The sequence below is a fragment of the Salinispora fenicalii genome (assembly GCF_000514815.1).
GTDB classification, from domain to species: Bacteria; Actinomycetota; Actinomycetes; order Mycobacteriales; family Micromonosporaceae; genus Micromonospora; species Micromonospora fenicalii.
Window position 1 is genome coordinate 131,241 of sequence record NZ_KI911471.1, and the last position, 16,351, is coordinate 147,591.

A 16,351-nucleotide genomic window follows, 5' to 3' on the forward strand; every position below is an offset into this window, starting at 1 on the left:
GCCGATCGTCCATCTGTAGACGGACGGAACGGGACACGAGGTGATCTAGCCTTGCCCGTGTGACGAACATGCTCCGACTCGAGGGCGTCGACCGCAGCTTCGGTGGTCGACGCGTGCTCCAGAATGTGTCCTTCGACGCGGAAGCCGGTCGGATGACCGGCTTCGTCGGCGGCAACGGTGCCGGCAAGACCACCACGATGCGCATCATCCTCGGCGTGCTCGCCGCCGACGCCGGCCAGGTGACCTGGCAGGGGGCGCCACTGACCCGGCAGGTCCGTCGGCGCTTCGGGTACATGCCGGAGGAGCGCGGCCTGTACCCGAAGATGGCGGTCCGGGAACAGCTCATCTACCTGGCCCGCTTGCACGGAATGACCGCAGCGGCAGCGGGGCGCAACACCGATACGTTGTTGGAGCGGGTCGGTCTCGCCGACCGCAGCAACGACCTGCTGGAGAAGCTGTCGCTGGGCAACCAGCAACGCGCCCAGATCGTCGCCGCGCTGGTCTCCGACCCCGAGGTGCTGGTGCTCGACGAGCCCTTCTCCGGCCTCGACCCACTGGCCGTGGACACGGTCGTGGACGTGCTGAAGGAACGGGCCACCGCAGGGGTACCGGTGCTCTTCTCCAGCCACCAGTTGGATGTGGTGGAGCGGCTCTGCGACGACCTGGTGATCATCAGCGCGGGGACGATCCGCGCCGCCGGCAGCCGAACGCAGCTACGGGCCACGTACACCGCGCCCCGCTACGAACTGGTGGTGGAGAACGACGCCGGCTGGCTACGCGACCACCCGGGCGTGACCCTGGTCGAGCTCGAGGGCGCCCGCGCCGTGTTCGAACTGCCCCAGGGGGCGGATGAGCAACCGGTACTTCACGCCGCGCTCGCCCGTGGGCCCGTCCGCGGGTTCCGACCCGTCGTCCCGTCGCTGGCCGAGATCTTCCGAGAGGTCGCCCTGTGAACACCCTCGCCGCCACCCAGTTGGTCGCGGCCCGTGAAGTCCGGGCCAAGCTGCGCGACCGCACCTTTCTCCTCAGCACGCTGATCTTCCTGCTCATCGCCGCCGCCGCGACAACGCTGCCGTCACTGCTCTCCGGCGGCCCAGCCACGGTGGCCGCCACCTCGGAGATCTCGGCCGAACTGCGCGCCGCCGGACTCGAGGTCCGCGAGGTGCCCGACGACGCCGCCGCCGAACAGGCGGTTCGGGACGGCGACACCGACGCGGCGGTGGTCGCCGGGCCAACGGTCCTCGCGCGGGAGGAGGCTCCCGCCGACGTCGTGGCGGCGCTCAGCGTTGAACCGCCGGTACGGTTGCTGAACCCCGCCCCGGCGGAGCCACCGGGGGCCTTCCTGGTGCCGTTCGTCTTCGCGTTCGTCTTCCTCCTCACGTCCCAGACCTTCGGCGTACAGATCGCGCAGAGCATCATCGAGGAGAAACAGACCCGGATCGTCGAGATCCTGGTGGCCGCGGTGTCGGTACGAGCCCTGCTCCTCGGCAAGATGATCGCCGGCACCGTGCTGGCCCTGGGTCAGATCGCGCTGGTGGCGCTCGTCGCGGTCGTGGGCTTGCGGCTCTTCGGTGACAGCGAGCTGCTGAACCTACTCGGGCCAGCGATCGGCTGGTTCCTGCCGTACTTCCTGCTCGGCTTCGTCCTGATCGCCGCGCTGTGGGCGGCGGCGGGAGCCCTGGTCAGCCGCCTGGAGGACATCGGCACGGTGGCCATGCCGGTCCAGTTGGTGGTGATGATCCCGTTCTTCGCGGTGATCTTCCTCAGTGACAACGCGTTCGCCATGCAGGTGCTGTCCTACGTGCCGTTCTCGGCGCCGACCGCGATGCCGCTCCGACTGTTCACTGGGGACGCCGCTGGCTGGGAGCCTCCGCTGTCCCTGGCCCTGCTACTGGTCACCGCGCTCGCCGTCGTGGCCGCCGGTGCCCGGGTGTACGAGGGGTCGCTGCTGCGGACCAACGGCAACACCTCGCTCCGGACGGCCTGGCGGGAACGAGAGACGGTGAACTGAGGAGTCTCGCCCCGGTAGCAGCCCACCCCGTGGATCCGGCTCGGGCCGGATCCACGGGGCCCGCGACCAACGACGGGTCAGCCGAGCTTCGCGAGCAGCTCGTCGGAGGCGTCGAAGTTCGCGAAGACGTTCTGCACGTCGTCGCAGTCCTCCAGCACATCAATCAGCTTGAGGACCTTCCGAGCGCCCTCCTCGTCCACCGGGACGCTCATGCTCGGGATCAGCGAGGACTCCGCCGACTCGTACTCGATGCCGGCGTCCTGCAACGCGGTCCGCACCGCGACCAGGTCACCCGGCTCGGAAAGCACCTCGAACGCCTCGCCCAGGTCGTTGACCTCCTCGGCGCCCGCGTCCAGGACGGCCAGCATCACGTCGTCCTCGGTGGTGCCGGCCTTCGCCACGATCACCACGCCCTTGCGGTTGAACAGGTACGACACCGAGCCGGCATCGGCGAACGATCCGCCGTTGCGGGTCAGGGCCGTCCGCACCTCGGTGGCGGCGCGATTCCGGTTGTCGGTCAGACACTCGATCAGCAGCGCGACGCCGTTGGGCCCGTAGCCCTCGTACATGACCGTCTGGTAGTCGGCCCCACCGGACTCGAGACCGGAGCCACGCTTGACCGCACGATCGATGTTGTCGTTGGGGACCGAGCTCTTCTTGGCCTTCTGAATCGCGTCGTAGAGCGTTGGGTTACCAGCCGGATCACCGCCGCCGGTCCGCGCCGCGACCTCGACATTCTTGATCAGCTTGGCGAACATCTTGCCGCGCTTGGCGTCAATTACCGCCTTCTTGTGCTTGGTCGTCGCCCACTTTGAGTGGCCGGACATCCGCTACCTCCGTTGCTACCCGCCGTCTGCATCGACCGCACCGCACTCGCCCGCTCCCGCCGGCGTACGCGGAGAGTGCCGGTCGGCTCTGGTGGAAGCCGCGGCGGAGAGCTGGCCCTGCCGAATCCCGGCAATCCTACCGGTGACCGGCGGACGTGCGTCAGCGCCGCACGGCACTGCCGGGTCGCGCCGCGGATGGCACGACCCGGCGGGGCTCGCCCGACCCGGCCCGGTGGCCGATCAGATCGCGGCCCGGACCAGGTCCGCGAAGTACGCGTGCAGGCGCCGGTCGCCGGTCAGCTCGGGATGGAACGCGGTCGCCAGCAGGTTTCCCTGGCGGACCGCGACGATCCGACCCGCCGCCGGGCCCTCGGTCACCGTGCCGAGCACTTCGACGCCCTGGCCGACGCGCTCGACCCAGGGCGCCCGGATGAACAGCACGTGGAGTGGGCCGCCGTCGATGCCGGCCATGCGCACCGGCGCCTCGAACGAGGCGACCTGCCGCCCGAACGCGTTACGCCGGACAGTCATCTCAATGCCGGCGAAGCCGCGCTGGTCAGCTCGACCGTCGAGTACCTCACTCGCCAACATGATCATGCCAGCGCAGGAGCCGTAGACGGGCATGCCGTCGGCGATCCGCTTATCGATCGGCTCCCGCAGCTCGTAGAGGCCGACCAGCTTGCTGATCGTGGTGGACTCACCCCCCGGGATGACCAGCCCGTCGACCGTCTCCAGCTCGGTGGGGCGACGGACCGGGCGGGCCTGCGCACCCGCCGCCGCCAGGGCGGCCAGGTGCTCCCGGACGTCGCCCTGCAGAGCGAGCACCCCGATCACGGGTGCCGTCATGTTCACTCCTTCCGGAGGGTAGCGAGCAGCCCCGGCAGCCAGACCGTCGGCGTTGACCAGGGCTGCGCTCCCCTCACCAGCCGCGCTCGGCCAGGCGGTCCGACTGCGAAAGGGTGCCGGCGTTGATACCGACCATGGCCTCGCCGAGCCCACGGGAGACCTTGGCCAGCGTCTCCGGGTCGTCATGGAAGGTGGTGGCCTTGACGATCGCGGCGGCCCGCTGGGCCGGGTTGTCGGACTTGAAGATGCCGGAGCCGACGAAGACCCCCTCGGCGCCGAGCTGCATCATCATCGCGGCGTCGGCCGGGGTGGCGATACCACCAGCGGTGAAGAGCACCACCGGCAGCTTGCCCGTCTCGGCGATCTCCTTGACCAGTTCGTACGGGGCCTGGAGCTCCTTGGCGGCCACGTAGAGCTCGTCGGTGGGCAGGGACTGGAGCCGGCGGATCTCGGTGCGAATTCCCCGCATGTGGGTGGTGGCGTTGGAGACGTCGCCGGTACCGGCCTCGCCCTTCGACCGGATCATGGCCGCGCCCTCGGTGATCCGCCGCAGCGCCTCGCCCAGATTGGTCGCGCCACAGACGAACGGCACCGTGAAGGCCCACTTGTCGATGTGGTTCGCGTAGTCCGCCGGGGTCAGGACCTCCGACTCGTCCACGTAGTCGACCCCGAGCGACTGGAGGATCTGCGCCTCCACGAAGTGACCAATCCGGGCCTTGGCCATGACCGGGATCGAGACCACGTCCATGATGCTGTCGATCATGTCCGGATCGCTCATCCGGGAGACCCCGCCCTGGGCCCGGATGTCGGAGGGGACCCGTTCCAGCGCCATCACCGCGACCGCACCGGCGTCTTCGGCGATCTTGGCCTGTTCCGCGGTGACCACGTCCATGATCACACCGCCCTTGAGCATCTCGGCCATCCCCCGCTTCACGTGGGTGGTGCCGGTGACCGGGGCGTCGGTGGAAGAATTCGAAGTCTGGGGATCGGGCACGGTAATCGCTCCTAGGGACGTGCACGAGAGTGGCTGGTGCGAATGCTACGAGGAGCCACCCCGGCAGCCCGACAGCCAATCAGACCCTTGGTGGCCTGCCCTGTGTCCGGCGTCACTTACCCGGTCAGTCCTCGCCTATGCCCTCGGGAGCGGCCAGCGTTGGTTCGTCGATGTCGAAGTACCGCGGACACGGACGCCGGCGCCCCATCCGCAACAGCCGCACCAGCGGCCGGCTCCGGGCCGCACGGGCGTCCCGGACCAGGTCCGTGTGCACCTGGCGGGCCAGGGCCAGCCGCCGGCTGGCGGCAATGACGGCCTCGGTGTCCGGATCGCCGGGATCAAGCGGTAACGCCCGGAGCTGCCGGGTGAGATCGTTCTCAGCGGCCTCCCGCTCGTCCGGACGAACGTCCAGGGCGACGCGGGCCGCCGCGTACAACTCGACGCCGTAGCGACGCTCGGCGAGCACCGCGGCGGTCGCCGCCCGGCGCAGTAGGTGGGCGTCGAGCGCCCGGGCCGCGAGCTCCGCCCGGTCCTGCAACCGCTCGACCCGACCAGCCGTCCAGACAAGGTACGTCGCCAGCAGCGCGCCGACCAGCGTCGCACCCACCAACCACCACATGCCCGGCATCGTAGTGCTGCTCCGATCCGCTCCGCCGGCCTCCCGCTACCGCCGTCCCCCCGGTCAGCCCAGCCCCACCCACTCCTGGTCAATCACCCCGCCGTCAGCGGCCTCGATCGCGGCCGCGTACACCTCGAGAATCCGGCGGGCAACCGTGGGCCAATCGAAGGTCGCCACCACCTGATCCGCGTAGGCGGTCAGCTCGGTCCGCGCGTCGGCGTCGTCCAAGAGGTCGGCCAGCACCGCCCGCAGCTCCACCGAATCGCCGGTACGGAACAGGCGGCCGGCACGACCCCGGTCCAACACTCGGCGAAACGCGTCGAGATCGCTCGCCACGACCGCGGTCCCCGCCGCGAGCGCCTCGGTGAGGATCATGCCGAACGATTCCCCGCCCGTGTTCGGTGCCACGTAGAGATGGACACTGCGCAGCATCCGCGCCTTGTCCGCCTCGGAGACCAGCCCGAGAAAGGTGATTCGATCCCGCAGCTCGGCCGGGAACTGGTCGTACAGGTCGGCCGGATCACCAGGACCGGCGACCAGCAGGCGCAGCCCCGGACGCTCCGCGGCCAGCGATACGAACGCGTCCCGTAGCACCGGGAAGCCCTTGCGAGCCTCGGTGAAGCGGCCGAGGAAGCCGATCGTGCCGCCGTGGCCAGGAGTGCACGACCCCGGCCAGCCCGCCAGCGGCTGGGCATCGGCGAACTTCGCGACGGCCACCCCGTTCGGGATCTCCACCGCTCCGCCGTCCATGTGCTCCACCTGCACCTTGCGGGCCAGGGCACTCACCGCGATCCGGGCGGTGATGCGCTCCAGCACGATCTGGAGTACCCCCTGGGCGGCAGCGAGCACCCGGGAACGCGTCATCGCCGTGTGGAAGGTCGCTACCACCGGCCCCCGCGCGCAGAGCACGGCGAGCATCGACAGGCTCAGCGTCAGCGGCTCGTGTACGTGCAGCACATCGAAGTCGCCCCGGTTGATCCAGCGGCGGACCCGCGCGGTGGAGACCGGGCCGAAGGCGATCCGTGCCACCGAGCCGTTGTACGGCAGCGGAACCGCCCGACCGGCCGGCACCACGTACGGCGGTAGCTCCGAGTCCTCGTCGGCGGGGGCCAGGACACTCACCTCGTGCCCAAGCTCGATCAGCGCCTCGGCGAGGTCCATCACGTGGTTCTGCACGCCGCCGGGCACATCCAGGGAGTACGGGCACACGATGCCGATCCGCACGTTGGCGCCCCTCCCCTCAGACCTGTCCGACAGGCGGCGAGGGCTGCGCCGCGCCGTTCGGTGTGACGCGTTGGTCCAGCCACATCCGTTGCAACATGTGCCAGTCTTGCGGATGTCGGGCTACGCCCGCCGCCAGACCGTCGGCGACCCGCTGGGCCAGTATCCGCACCCGTACATCGAGTGGACCCTGCTCGGGACTGGGCAGCTCCAGTGGCCCCTCGATCCTGGCACACGCGACCTCCGGCTCGTACCACAAGGAGGCGACGTAGAGCGGCGCACCGGTGCGGAGCGCCAGCAGGGCCGGGCCGGGCGGCATCCGGGTGGGGGAACCGAAGAAGTCGACCGTCACGCCGCGGGCCGAGAGGTCCCGGTCGGCGAGCAACGGCACCACATAGCCGGCGTTCACCCGGTCGACCAGCACGTCGAAGGCGGGCCGTTCGCCACCGTGGGTGGGCAGGATCTCCATCCCCAGACCCCGCCGGAACGCGAGGAAGCGCTGGTAGATCCCCTCAGGCTTGAGCCGCTCGGCGACGGTGGCGATCGGCCAGCCCATCGCCGCGACCCAGGCACCCGCCATGTCCCAGTTGCCGGAGTGCGGCAACGCCACGATCGCGCCCCGGCCGGCGGCCACGTCCGCGGCGAGCAGTTCCTCGCGGTCGAGCCGGAATCCGGCGAGCAGCTGCGCCCGGCTCAGCGTGGGCAGTCGGAACGTCTCCATCCAGTACCGGGCGTAGGAGCGCAGCCCGGCGCGAACCAACCCGTCCAGCTCGGCCTCGGAAACCTCCGGACCCACCACCCGGCGCAGGTTGGCGCGGAGCCGGGCCGCGCCCGCACCACCGCGGCGGTGGGTGTGGTCGGCGCCCGCCCGGAAGACGGTGGCCGCCACCGACCGGGGCAGTGCCCGTACCGCACGCCACCCCGCGAGGTAGGCCAGCTCGGTGAGGTTCACCGGCGCCACCCCTCGACCGCCCTCACCCCTGCCCGCCCGAGGCGGTGGGGAGCTGCTGGGCCTGCCGGTACACGTGGGCCATCCGCTGCCCCACCGTGAAGATCGAGACGGCGGCGAGCAACCAGAGCGCGACCGGCAGAGCGACCTTCAGGCCCAGCCCGGCCAGCAGGCCACCGACACCGACGATCAGCAGCCGCTCCGTACGTTCGGCGATGCCCACGTTGCAGGTCAGGCCAAGCCCTTCGGCCCGCGCCTTCACGTACGAGACGAGTCCACCGGCGGCCAGACAGAGCAGCGCGGCGGCGGCCCCCGCCTGGTCGCCCTCGGTGGCGAGGTAGTAGGCCACCGCACCGAAGACCGCGCTGTCGGCGACCCGGTCCATGCTCGAGTCGAGGAACGCCCCGAACCGGGTGGAGCCACCGCTCATCCGGGCCATCGTCCCGTCCAGCAGATCGGTGAGGGCGAAGACGGTGACGATCAACGCGCCGGCGACGAGATGGCCGCGGGCTCCGAAGCCGAGTGCTCCGACGAGCACCCCGAGGGTGCCCGTCACGGTAACGGTATTGGGGGTCACGCCCGCACGAAGCAGGCGGCGCGCGACCGGTTCGACGACGCGGGTCATGCCCGCACGGGCCGTCACTTGGAAGATCTTCGCCATGGCGGTCCCACGATAACGGTCCGGTGCCCCCGGCGGTACGGACGGTCGGGCGACCCGCCCGAGGGAACTTGTGCCATCCGGGCATTGGGGTGTCTGATCGACCCAGAAAGGTGAGGCAGCTCACCGCTGTGCCCATCCCGTTTCCGCTTGGCAGCAGTACCCCGGAGGATATCGCCGCGCACCCGCCCCAAGCCGCTTTCTCTCGCGCGCGGCGGTCGCCACCACACACCCGGCTGAGGGAGGTGCGCCCATGGCGCAGAAGAGTCAGGACAAGGGGGTCCCCGGTGCGGTACCGGCGGTGACCCGTCCCGAAGACATCCGCAACGTAGTGCTCGTCGGGCACTCCGGTGCCGGCAAGACGACCCTGGTCGAGGCGTTGCTCGCGGCGACCGGCACGATCAGCCGCGCCGGGACCGTCGCCGATGGCACCACCACCTGCGACCACGATCCGGCTGCTATCCGCCAACAACGGTCGGTGACCCTGGCCTGCGCGCCCCTCGTGCACGACGGAATCAAGGTCAACCTGCTGGACACCCCCGGCTACGCCGACTTCGTCGGCGAGCTGCGCGCCGGGCTGCGGGCCGCCGATGCCGCGCTCTTCGTCGTCTCCGCCGTGGACGGGATGGACGCCACCACCGCCGCGCTGTGGGAGGAGTGCGCGGCGGTGAACATGCCCCGGGCGGTGGCCGTCTCTCGGCTGGACCACCCGCGCGCGGACTTCGACGAGGCGGTCGCCCTCTGCCAACGGGTCTTCGGTGACAACGTGCTCCCGCTCTACCTGCCGATGCTCGGCGACGACGGCGTCTCCACCGCCGGCTTGCTCGGGCTGATCACCCGCCGGGTCCTCGACTACACCGCCGGGCTCCCCGCCGAGGTGCGGGAGCCGGACCCGGAACACCTGCCGGCGATCACCGAGTCCCGCAACGAACTGATCGAGGGAATCATCGCCGAGAGCGAGGACGAGACCCTCATGGACCGGTACCTCGAAGGCACCGAGATCGGCACCGACATCCTCGTCGAGGATCTGGAGAAGGCGGTCGCGCGCGGTCACTTCTATCCCGTGGTGCCGGTCTGCGCAGAAACCGGGGTCGGGCTCGACGCCCTCCTGGAAGTGCTCACCGCGGCCTTCCCCGCGCCACTGGAGCACGACCTCCCGGCGGTGACCGGGGTGGACGGTACGCCCCGCCCCCCGCTGGCCTGCGACCCGGCCGGCCCGCTGGTCGCGGAGGTGGTCAAGACCACCATCGACCGGCATGTGGGGCGCGTCTCCCTGGTCCGGGTCTTCTCCGGCACACTCCGCCCCGAACAGGTCGTGCACGTCTCCGGGCACGGTCTGGCCGACCGCGGCCACCCCGACCACGACGCCGACGAGCGGGTCGGCCACCTCTACTCGCCGCTCGGCGCGACCCTGCGCGAAGTGCGCGCCGGGATCGCCGGTGACCTCTGTGCGCTCACCAAGTCAGGCAGCGCGGAAACCGGCGACACCATCTCGGCCAAGGACGACCCGCTGCTGATCGCGCCCTGGGAGATGCCAGAGCCGCTGCTGCCGGTGGCGATCGTGGCGCGGACCCGGGCCGACGAGGACGCGCTCGCCCGCAACCTCGCCCGGCTGGTAGCCGGCGACCCCACCCTGCGGCTGCACCGGGACAGCGAAACCCGCCAGCTGGTGCTCTGGTGCATGGGAGAGGCGCACGCCGACGTGGTGCTGGAACGGCTGCGCAGCGGCGGGGTGGAGCTGGAAACGACACCGGTGCGCGTCGCCCTGCGGGAGACCTTCACCGTGCCGGCCAAGGGGCACGGTCGGCACGTCAAGCAGTCCGGCGGGCACGGCCAGTACGCGGTCTGCGACATCGAGGTGGAACCGCTACCCCGGGGTTCCGGCTTCGAGTTCGTCAGCCGGGTGGTGGGCGGGGCCGTACCGCACAACTACATCCCATCGGTGGAGAAGGGGATCCGAGCGCAGCTGGAGCGCGGGCTGACGGCCGGCGCTCCCCTGGTCGACCTGCGGGTGACGCTCGTGGACGGGAAGGCGCACAGCGTCGACTCCTCCGACGCGGCGTTCCAGACCGCCGGTGCGCTGGCGCTCAAGGACGCGGCTGACAAGGGCCAGCCGACACTGCTGGCACCGGTTGACGAGGTGGTCATCCGGGTCCCCGACACGTCGGTCGGCGCGGTGTTGGGCGACCTCTCCGGCCGACACGGCCGGGTGCTCGGCACCGAGCCCGACACCACCGCCGAGGGGCGAACGCTGGTCCGCGCCGAGGTGGCCGCGACCGAACTCCTCCGCTACGCCGTGGAGCTGCGCTCGATGACCGCCGGTACGGGTACCTTCCGCCGCGAATTCGCCCGCTACGAACCCATGCCCAACGACCAGGCCGAACGGGTCCGCGCGGAGCGCGCCTGAACGCCTACCCCGACGGTGGTCGCCGCCCTCGATCCGGGGGCGGCCGGCACCGCGGGATCGCGAAGTAGTCAGGAGGGCCAGGCGCTGGCCAGCAGCGTCCGGGTGTCGCCGAGCAGCTGCGGCAGGATCTTGGTTCGGCCGATCACCGGCATGAAGTTGGCGTCACCGCCCCATCGGGGTACCACGTGCTGGTGTAGGTGCGCCGCGATACCGGCACCGGCGACCCCACCCTGGTTCATCCCGAGGTTGAAGCCATGGGCACTGCTGACCTTACGGATGACGCGCATCGCGGTCTGGGTGACGGCGGCCAGCTCCGCCGTCTCCCGGTCGTCGAGGTCGGTGTAGTCGGCAACGTGCCGGTAGGGGCAGACCAGCAGGTGCCCCGGGTTGTACGGGTACAGGTTGAGCACCACGAACACGTGCTCACCGCGCGCCACGACCAGGTTCTCCGGCTCCGGCCGCTGGGGGGCGAGACAGAAGGGGCAGCCCGCGGGCCGCTCGTATCCGCCCTCGGGCCGGTCCCCGCCGGAGATGTAGGCCATCCGGTGGGGCGTCCAGAGCCGGTCCAGGCCATCGGCCATAGCGTCGCCGTCGATGTGTTCCTCCGCCCCAGTCACAGCAGCGATCCTACGGCCCAACACCAGGTGGGCCGAAGCTCGGCGTACCCGACCGGCCTGATGGGCGGGCCGGGTACCCCACGTCGAAGGTCTCCCCGGCGGTCGTGCCGCCGGCCCGGGCGCCCGTCACCCCTCGGCAGCGGAGGGCCCCTGGTTGGCGCGGGAGTTGACCACATCGAGGACGTGGTTGACCGCCTCGGCCGCCGGCACCCCGTTGCGCTGGGAGCCGTCCCGGTAGCGGAACGACACGGTGCCCGCCGCCACATCGTCGTCGCCAGCGATCACCATGAACGGAATCTTCTGCTGCTGGGCGGTCCGGATCTTCTTCTGCATCCGGTCGTCACCGGCGTCGACCTGGGCCCGCACCCCCGCGGCGCGCAGCGCGGCGACGAAGCCGTCCAGGTACTCGGTGTGCTCCGCCCGGATCGGGATGCCGACCACCTGCACCGGCGCCAGCCAGGCCGGGAACGCTCCGGCGTAGTGCTCGGTGAGTACGCCGATGAAGCGCTCGATCGAGCCGAACTTCGCGCAGTGAATCATGATCGGCTGCTGCCGGCTGCCGTCGGCTGCCTGGTACTCCAGCCCGAAGCCCGCCGGCTGGTTGAAGTCGTACTGAATCGTCGACATCTGCCAGGTGCGACCGATGGCGTCCTTGGCCTGGACCGAGATCTTCGGGCCGTAGAAGGCCGCGCCCCCCGGGTCCGGCACCAGTTCGAGCCCGGTGTCCCGGGCGCACTGCTCCAGCACCGCCGTCGCCGTCGCCCAGTCCTCGGCGGAGCCGACGAACTTGTCCGGCTTGGTGTCGTCCCGGGTGGACAGCTCGAGGAAGAAGTCGGTGATGCCGAAGTCCTGCAGGAGGCCGAGCACGAAGGCCAGCAGGTGCTTGATCTCCGCTGGCGCCTGCTCCTTGGTGCAGTAGGAGTGCGAATCGTCCTGGGTGAACCCACGCACCCGGGTCAACCCGTGGATGACGCCGGACTTCTCGTACCGGTAGACCGAGCCGAATTCGAACAGCCGCATCGGCAGTTCCCGGTAGGAGCGCCCGCGCGACCGGTAGATCAGGTTGTGCATCGGGCAGTTCATCGCCTTGAGGTAGTAGTCCGCCCCTTCGAACTGCATGGGGGGGAACATTCCGTCGGCGTAGTACGGCAGGTGGCCCGAGGTGTGGAAGAGGCCTTCCTTCGAAATGTGCGGGGTGCCGACGTAGTCGAAACCCTCCTCGACGTGCCGGGACCGGACGTAGTCCTCCATCGTCCGCTTGAGCACGCCGCCCTTGGGGTGGAACACCGGCAGGCCGGAACCGATCTCGTCGGGGAAGCTGAACAGGTCGAGGTCGGCACCGAGCTTGCGGTGGTCCCGCCGGGCGGCCTCCTCCAGCAACCGCAGGTACGCCTTCAGTTCGTCCCGGGTCGGCCACGCGGTGCCGTACACCCGCTGTAGCTGTGGGTTCTTCTCTGAGCCACGCCAGTACGCGGCGGCCGACCGCATCAGCTTGAACGCCCCGATCAGGCGGGTGTTCGGCAGGTGTGGCCCGCGGCACAGGTCCGACCAGCAGACCTTGTCCGCGTCGGCGGCGAGATTGTCGTAGCTGGTCAGTTCCCCGCCGCCAACCTCCATCACCTGGGAGGAGTCCAGCCCGTCACCCTTGAGCTCAATGAGCTCCAGCTTGAACGGCTCAGCCGCGAGTTCGCCGCGGGCCTCGTCCCGGTCCCGGAAGCGGCGGCGGCGGAACCGCTGACCGGACTTGATGATCTCCTGCATCCGCTTTTCCAGCTTCGTCAGGTCCGCGGGCTGGAACGGCTGGTCAACCGCGAAGTCGTAGTAGAAGCCGTTCTCGATCGGCGGACCGATGCCCAGCTTCGCCTCGGGAAAGAGATCCTGCACGGCCTGGGCAAGCACGTGGGCCGTGGAGTGCCGCAGCACGGCCAGGCCGTCCGGGGTGTCGATGCCGACCGGCTCGACCGCGGTCTCCTGCTCCGGGACCCAGTCCAGGTCGCGAAGCTGGCCCTGCGGGTCCCGCACCACCACGACTGCGCTGCGACCGGTCATCGGTAGTCCGGCCGCCGCGACCGCATCGGCCGCCGTCGTCCCGGCGGCCACGACGACGGGGTCGGCCACAACGGGGTTACGGGGTGCGGACACGGTGACTCCTCATGGCAGACGGTACGACTCGCTGCCGATGCTATCGGTCGACCCGCCTGGCACCCGCCGGGCACCCGCCGCGGCCGGGCCGCCGGCGCTCAGGGCAGCCACTCCGGCAGCGGTTCGCGGGCATCCAACCACTCGGTCGGCACTCCGGCTGGGGTGCCGACCCCGGTGTACGCGGCGACGATCGCGCCGACGATCGCGGTGGTGGTGTCCACGTCCCCGCCCGCTTCGACGCAGACCCGCACCGCCGCCGGGTAGTCGTCCAGGTGACCGGCGGCGACCCAGCAGGTGAAGGCGACGGTGTCCTGCGCGGTTTCCCGCGACCCGTTGCCGAGTTCGGCGACGGCCACCTCCAGTTGGCGGCCGAGTAGACCGGCGGCCCGCTGAATCCCTCGGTACACGTCGCTCGTCGGGTCGAGCGCGGCGGCCACTCCGGCGAGCAGTCGCGCCGGCTCCGAGCGGTGGCCGGCCAGCCGACCCCGGGCGGCGAGCGACGCCGCCACGGCCACCGCGATGGCACCGGCGATGCCCTCCGGGTGGGCGTGGGTCACCTCGGCCGAGGCGCGGGCCTGGACCGCCGCGCGGCTGGTCGAGTCAGCGAAGTACGCCCCGAGCGGCCCGACCCGCATCGCGGCGCCGTTGCCGCAGGAGCCCTGCCCGCCGAAGGCGGAGGCCGCGGCCACCGGCCACGGGGTGCCGGTGCGGATCAGCCGCAGAATGCCGACCGCCCCTGAGCCGTAGACCCGGTATGGATCGCACCGCTCGGCGAAGGCCAGGGCAAGCGCGTCCCGGTCGATCCGCCCGGTCTCGGCGAGCGCGGCGACGACCGAGCAGGCCATCTCGGTGTCGTCGGTCCAGGCCCACGGGGACGGCGGGAGCTGGCCGGCGGCCAGGTCGGTCGGCTGGCGACCGGGGACGAAAAACTGGGAGCCGAGCGCGTCACCGACCGACAGCCCGGCCAACGCGTCCCGGGCGAGCGCGAGTCTCGTGTCGGCGAAGAGGGTGAAGGACATCGTTGTACCAGCTTGCCGGTTTCACGGCGGTGCCGCAACGCGACCACCTTGCCGAGCCGAGTACCGTCTTGGGGTGGCCACCGTGCTCCTGGTCGAAGACGATCACGTCGTCCGCGGCGCAATGCTGCGTTCCCTCACCGGCCGGGGGCACGCCGTACATGCCGTTGGCACCGCACTCGAGGCCCTGCGCCGGGTGGCGGCGGAGACACCCGACCTCGTCGTGCTCGACCTGGGCCTGCCCGACCTGGACGGTTCCGACGCCCTGCGGATGCTGCGGGGTATCACCGACATTCCGATCATCATCGCGACCGCGCGCGACGACGAACAGTCAGTCGTCCGGCTGCTGCGCGCCGGCGCCGACGACTACATGGTCAAGCCGTTCACCGGCGCGCACCTGGACGCCCGGATCACGACCGTGTTACGGCGGGTCGGCCGGGCCAGCCGGACGGTCCAGCCCGCCGTGCACGAGGTTGGCGGGCTCCGCATCGACGTCGGCGAACGCAGCGCCGAGCTGGACGGGGAGCCGTTGGCGCTGACCCGTAAAGAGTTTGACCTGCTGGCGTACCTGGCCGCACGACCGGGCCGGGTAGTGTCGCGCCGGGAACTCTTGGAGGAGGTATGGCAACAACCGTCGGTCGGCGAGGACCAGACCATCGACGTTCACCTCTACTGGCTGCGTCGCAAGATGGGCGAGACCGCGGCGAAGCCGCGCTACCTGCGCACCGTGCGGGGGGTGGGCCTCCGACTGGTAGTGCCCGGCTGAGGTGGTCACTGGCCCTGGTCGTGGCCGGAATGGGCACGCTCACGGCCCTCACATTCCTGGTGCTGCCCGCCACCGGTCTCGGCGACGGGAGCCCGTGGTGGCTTCCGGTCGGCGTGGGGGCGGCGCTGATCGCCACCGCGGTGTTGGTGGTTGATCGCGTGGCGGCCCGTACGGTGCACGCGGCCCGGGACCTGACGCAAGGGGCGCTGGAGCTCGGCGCGGGCGACCTCAACGTCCGGGTGGAACCGAACGGTCCACGAGAGCTGGTTGCGGCCGGGTACGCATTCAACCGGATGGCCGAACACCTCGTCGCCACTCGCGCAGACGAGCGGGAACTGGTGGCCGACCTGTCCCACCGACTACGAACGCCGCTGACCGCGCTTCGGCTAGACGCCGAGGCGCTGGACCCGGACGACACCAGCATCGGAACCTTCAGCGAGGCAGAGCTGGATCGTCGCCGTGGAATCCGGCGGATCCGGCAGGCGATCGCCACACTGGAGGACGAGGTCGACCAGCTGATCAAGACCACCCGAAAGGCGGCCACGCAGGAGACCGCGCCGGGTAGCTGCGATGTCAGCGAGGTGGTCCGGGAACGAATGCGGTTCTGGTCTGCGCTGGCCGGCGACCAGAACCGGCCGTACCGGGTCACTGGGGCACAGCTGCGCATCCCGGCGCCGGTGCCGCGCGCGGAGCTGGCCGCCGCACTGGACGCGGTGATCGGCAACGTGTTCCGGTACACCTCCCAGGGAACGGCCTTCGAGGTCGCGGTCTCTCGGCGAGACGGATACGTCGCCATCCGAATCGACGATGCCGGACCGGGCGTCGCAGACCCGGACCGGGCGCTGCGCCGGGGTACCAGCGACCGTGGCTCGACCGGGCTCGGCTTGGACATCGTGAAGCGGGTCGCGGTGCAGGCCAACGGGTCGGTCAGCATCGACCGGGCCCGAATGGGCGGGGCGAGTGTGGTCATGCTGCTGGCCGACCCGGAGGCGACACCGCGGCAGGTCAGCCGGTTCGGCCTGATCGGCCGGAGGACCCGGGAGGCCCGCGACCACGCCGGCAGCGGCCGACGCTGGAACCGGTACCGCCCGGCGGATCGCTGAGCTACCCAAGCTGAGGCCGCGTCTAAGTTCTCCTTAGATCCTGCTTAACACCGGCGCTGCGCCGACGCCGGCCTGCCATGATCGGAGGGCGAACCCACCACTTCACTGGCCAGCCGCCCAGCGCAGCCTCGGCCGGTGAAACTGTGCGCGCGGCGGGCACCCGTTCCCCCCTCCT

At 70.8% G+C, this 16,351-nt stretch carries 15 protein-coding genes; 5 read left to right on the plus strand and 10 right to left on the minus strand.

Annotated features, from left to right (window positions below; all coding sequences use genetic code 11):
- Positions 1-68: 68 nt before the first annotated feature.
- The gene (locus B116_RS0118405; protein WP_020608283.1) at positions 69-953 is read left to right on the plus strand and encodes an ABC transporter ATP-binding protein; all 885 of its coding nucleotides are present in this window, start codon (positions 69-71) and stop codon (positions 951-953) included.
- Complete coding sequence (locus tag B116_RS0118410) at positions 950-2,011, plus strand: ABC transporter permease (RefSeq protein ID WP_018722740.1); 1,062 nt, start codon at positions 950-952, stop codon at positions 2,009-2,011. The genes B116_RS0118405 and B116_RS0118410 overlap by 4 nt, the downstream gene beginning before the upstream one ends.
- 77 nt (positions 2,012-2,088) lie before the next feature.
- Here B116_RS0118410 and B116_RS0118415 read toward each other — a convergent pair whose 3' ends face one another.
- The 7 genes from B116_RS0118415 to pgsA all read right to left on the minus strand — a co-directional run bounded on the left by B116_RS0118415 (position 2,089) and on the right by pgsA (position 8,128).
- A complete protein-coding gene (locus B116_RS0118415) occupies positions 2,089-2,838 on the minus strand; it encodes a YebC/PmpR family DNA-binding transcriptional regulator (protein ID WP_018722739.1) in 750 nt (249 codons plus the stop codon).
- A gap of 240 nt (positions 2,839-3,078) precedes the next feature.
- Positions 3,079-3,684: a pyridoxal 5'-phosphate synthase glutaminase subunit PdxT gene (gene pdxT / locus B116_RS0118420; RefSeq protein WP_018722738.1), complete on the minus strand. Its 606-nt coding sequence runs from the start codon at positions 3,682-3,684 to the stop codon at positions 3,079-3,081.
- A gap of 73 nt (positions 3,685-3,757) precedes the next feature.
- Entirely contained in the window at positions 3,758-4,678 is a 921-nt protein-coding gene (gene pdxS / locus B116_RS0118425) for a pyridoxal 5'-phosphate synthase lyase subunit PdxS (protein WP_020608282.1), read from the minus strand.
- Positions 4,679-4,802: 124 nt separating this feature from the next.
- A complete protein-coding gene (locus B116_RS0118430) occupies positions 4,803-5,297 on the minus strand; it encodes a hypothetical protein (protein WP_018722736.1) in 495 nt (164 codons plus the stop codon).
- A gap of 63 nt (positions 5,298-5,360) precedes the next feature.
- On the minus strand, positions 5,361-6,521 hold the full coding sequence (locus B116_RS0118435; RefSeq protein ID WP_018722735.1) for a glycosyltransferase family 4 protein: 1,161 nt from the start codon (positions 6,519-6,521) through the stop codon (positions 5,361-5,363).
- A 16-nt stretch (positions 6,522-6,537) separates the two neighbouring features.
- On the minus strand, positions 6,538-7,470 hold the full coding sequence (locus B116_RS0118440; protein ID WP_027660914.1) for a phosphatidylinositol mannoside acyltransferase: 933 nt from the start codon (positions 7,468-7,470) through the stop codon (positions 6,538-6,540).
- Between the two features lie 22 nt (positions 7,471-7,492).
- Positions 7,493-8,128 carry a phosphatidylinositol phosphate synthase gene (gene pgsA, locus B116_RS0118445; protein WP_027660915.1) on the minus strand — a complete coding sequence of 212 codons (636 nt, stop codon included), beginning with the start codon at positions 8,126-8,128 and terminating at the stop codon, positions 7,493-7,495.
- 250 nt (positions 8,129-8,378) lie between these two features.
- On the opposite strand from pgsA, the gene B116_RS0118450 reads away from it, so the two are divergent.
- Positions 8,379-10,532 (plus strand): elongation factor G-like protein EF-G2, encoded by a 2,154-nt coding sequence (locus B116_RS0118450; RefSeq protein WP_027660916.1) that lies wholly within the window; start codon positions 8,379-8,381, stop codon positions 10,530-10,532.
- Positions 10,533-10,600: 68 nt separating this feature from the next.
- Here the strand turns inward: B116_RS0118450 and B116_RS0118455 are convergent, their stop codons facing one another.
- From B116_RS0118455 to B116_RS0118465, 3 genes are all read right to left on the minus strand, one after another.
- Entirely contained in the window at positions 10,601-11,113 is a 513-nt protein-coding gene (locus B116_RS0118455) for an HIT family protein (protein WP_082312860.1), read from the minus strand.
- Positions 11,114-11,275: 162 nt separating this feature from the next.
- Positions 11,276-13,291: a threonine--tRNA ligase gene (gene thrS / locus B116_RS0118460; RefSeq protein ID WP_026321807.1), complete on the minus strand. Its 2,016-nt coding sequence runs from the start codon at positions 13,289-13,291 to the stop codon at positions 11,276-11,278.
- 98 nt (positions 13,292-13,389) lie between these two features.
- Positions 13,390-14,310 carry an ADP-ribosylglycohydrolase family protein gene (locus tag B116_RS0118465; protein ID WP_027660917.1) on the minus strand — a complete coding sequence of 307 codons (921 nt, stop codon included), beginning with the start codon at positions 14,308-14,310 and terminating at the stop codon, positions 13,390-13,392.
- Between the two features lie 73 nt (positions 14,311-14,383).
- On the opposite strand from B116_RS0118465, the gene B116_RS0118470 reads away from it, so the two are divergent.
- Both B116_RS0118470 and B116_RS0118475 read left to right on the plus strand, forming a co-directional pair.
- A complete protein-coding gene (locus tag B116_RS0118470; protein WP_027660918.1) occupies positions 14,384-15,073 on the plus strand; it encodes a response regulator transcription factor in 690 nt (229 codons plus the stop codon).
- A gap of 29 nt (positions 15,074-15,102) precedes the next feature.
- The gene (locus tag B116_RS0118475) at positions 15,103-16,176 is read left to right on the plus strand and encodes a HAMP domain-containing sensor histidine kinase (RefSeq protein ID WP_188116046.1); all 1,074 of its coding nucleotides are present in this window, start codon (positions 15,103-15,105) and stop codon (positions 16,174-16,176) included.
- The last annotated feature ends 175 nt before the right edge of the window (positions 16,177-16,351 follow it).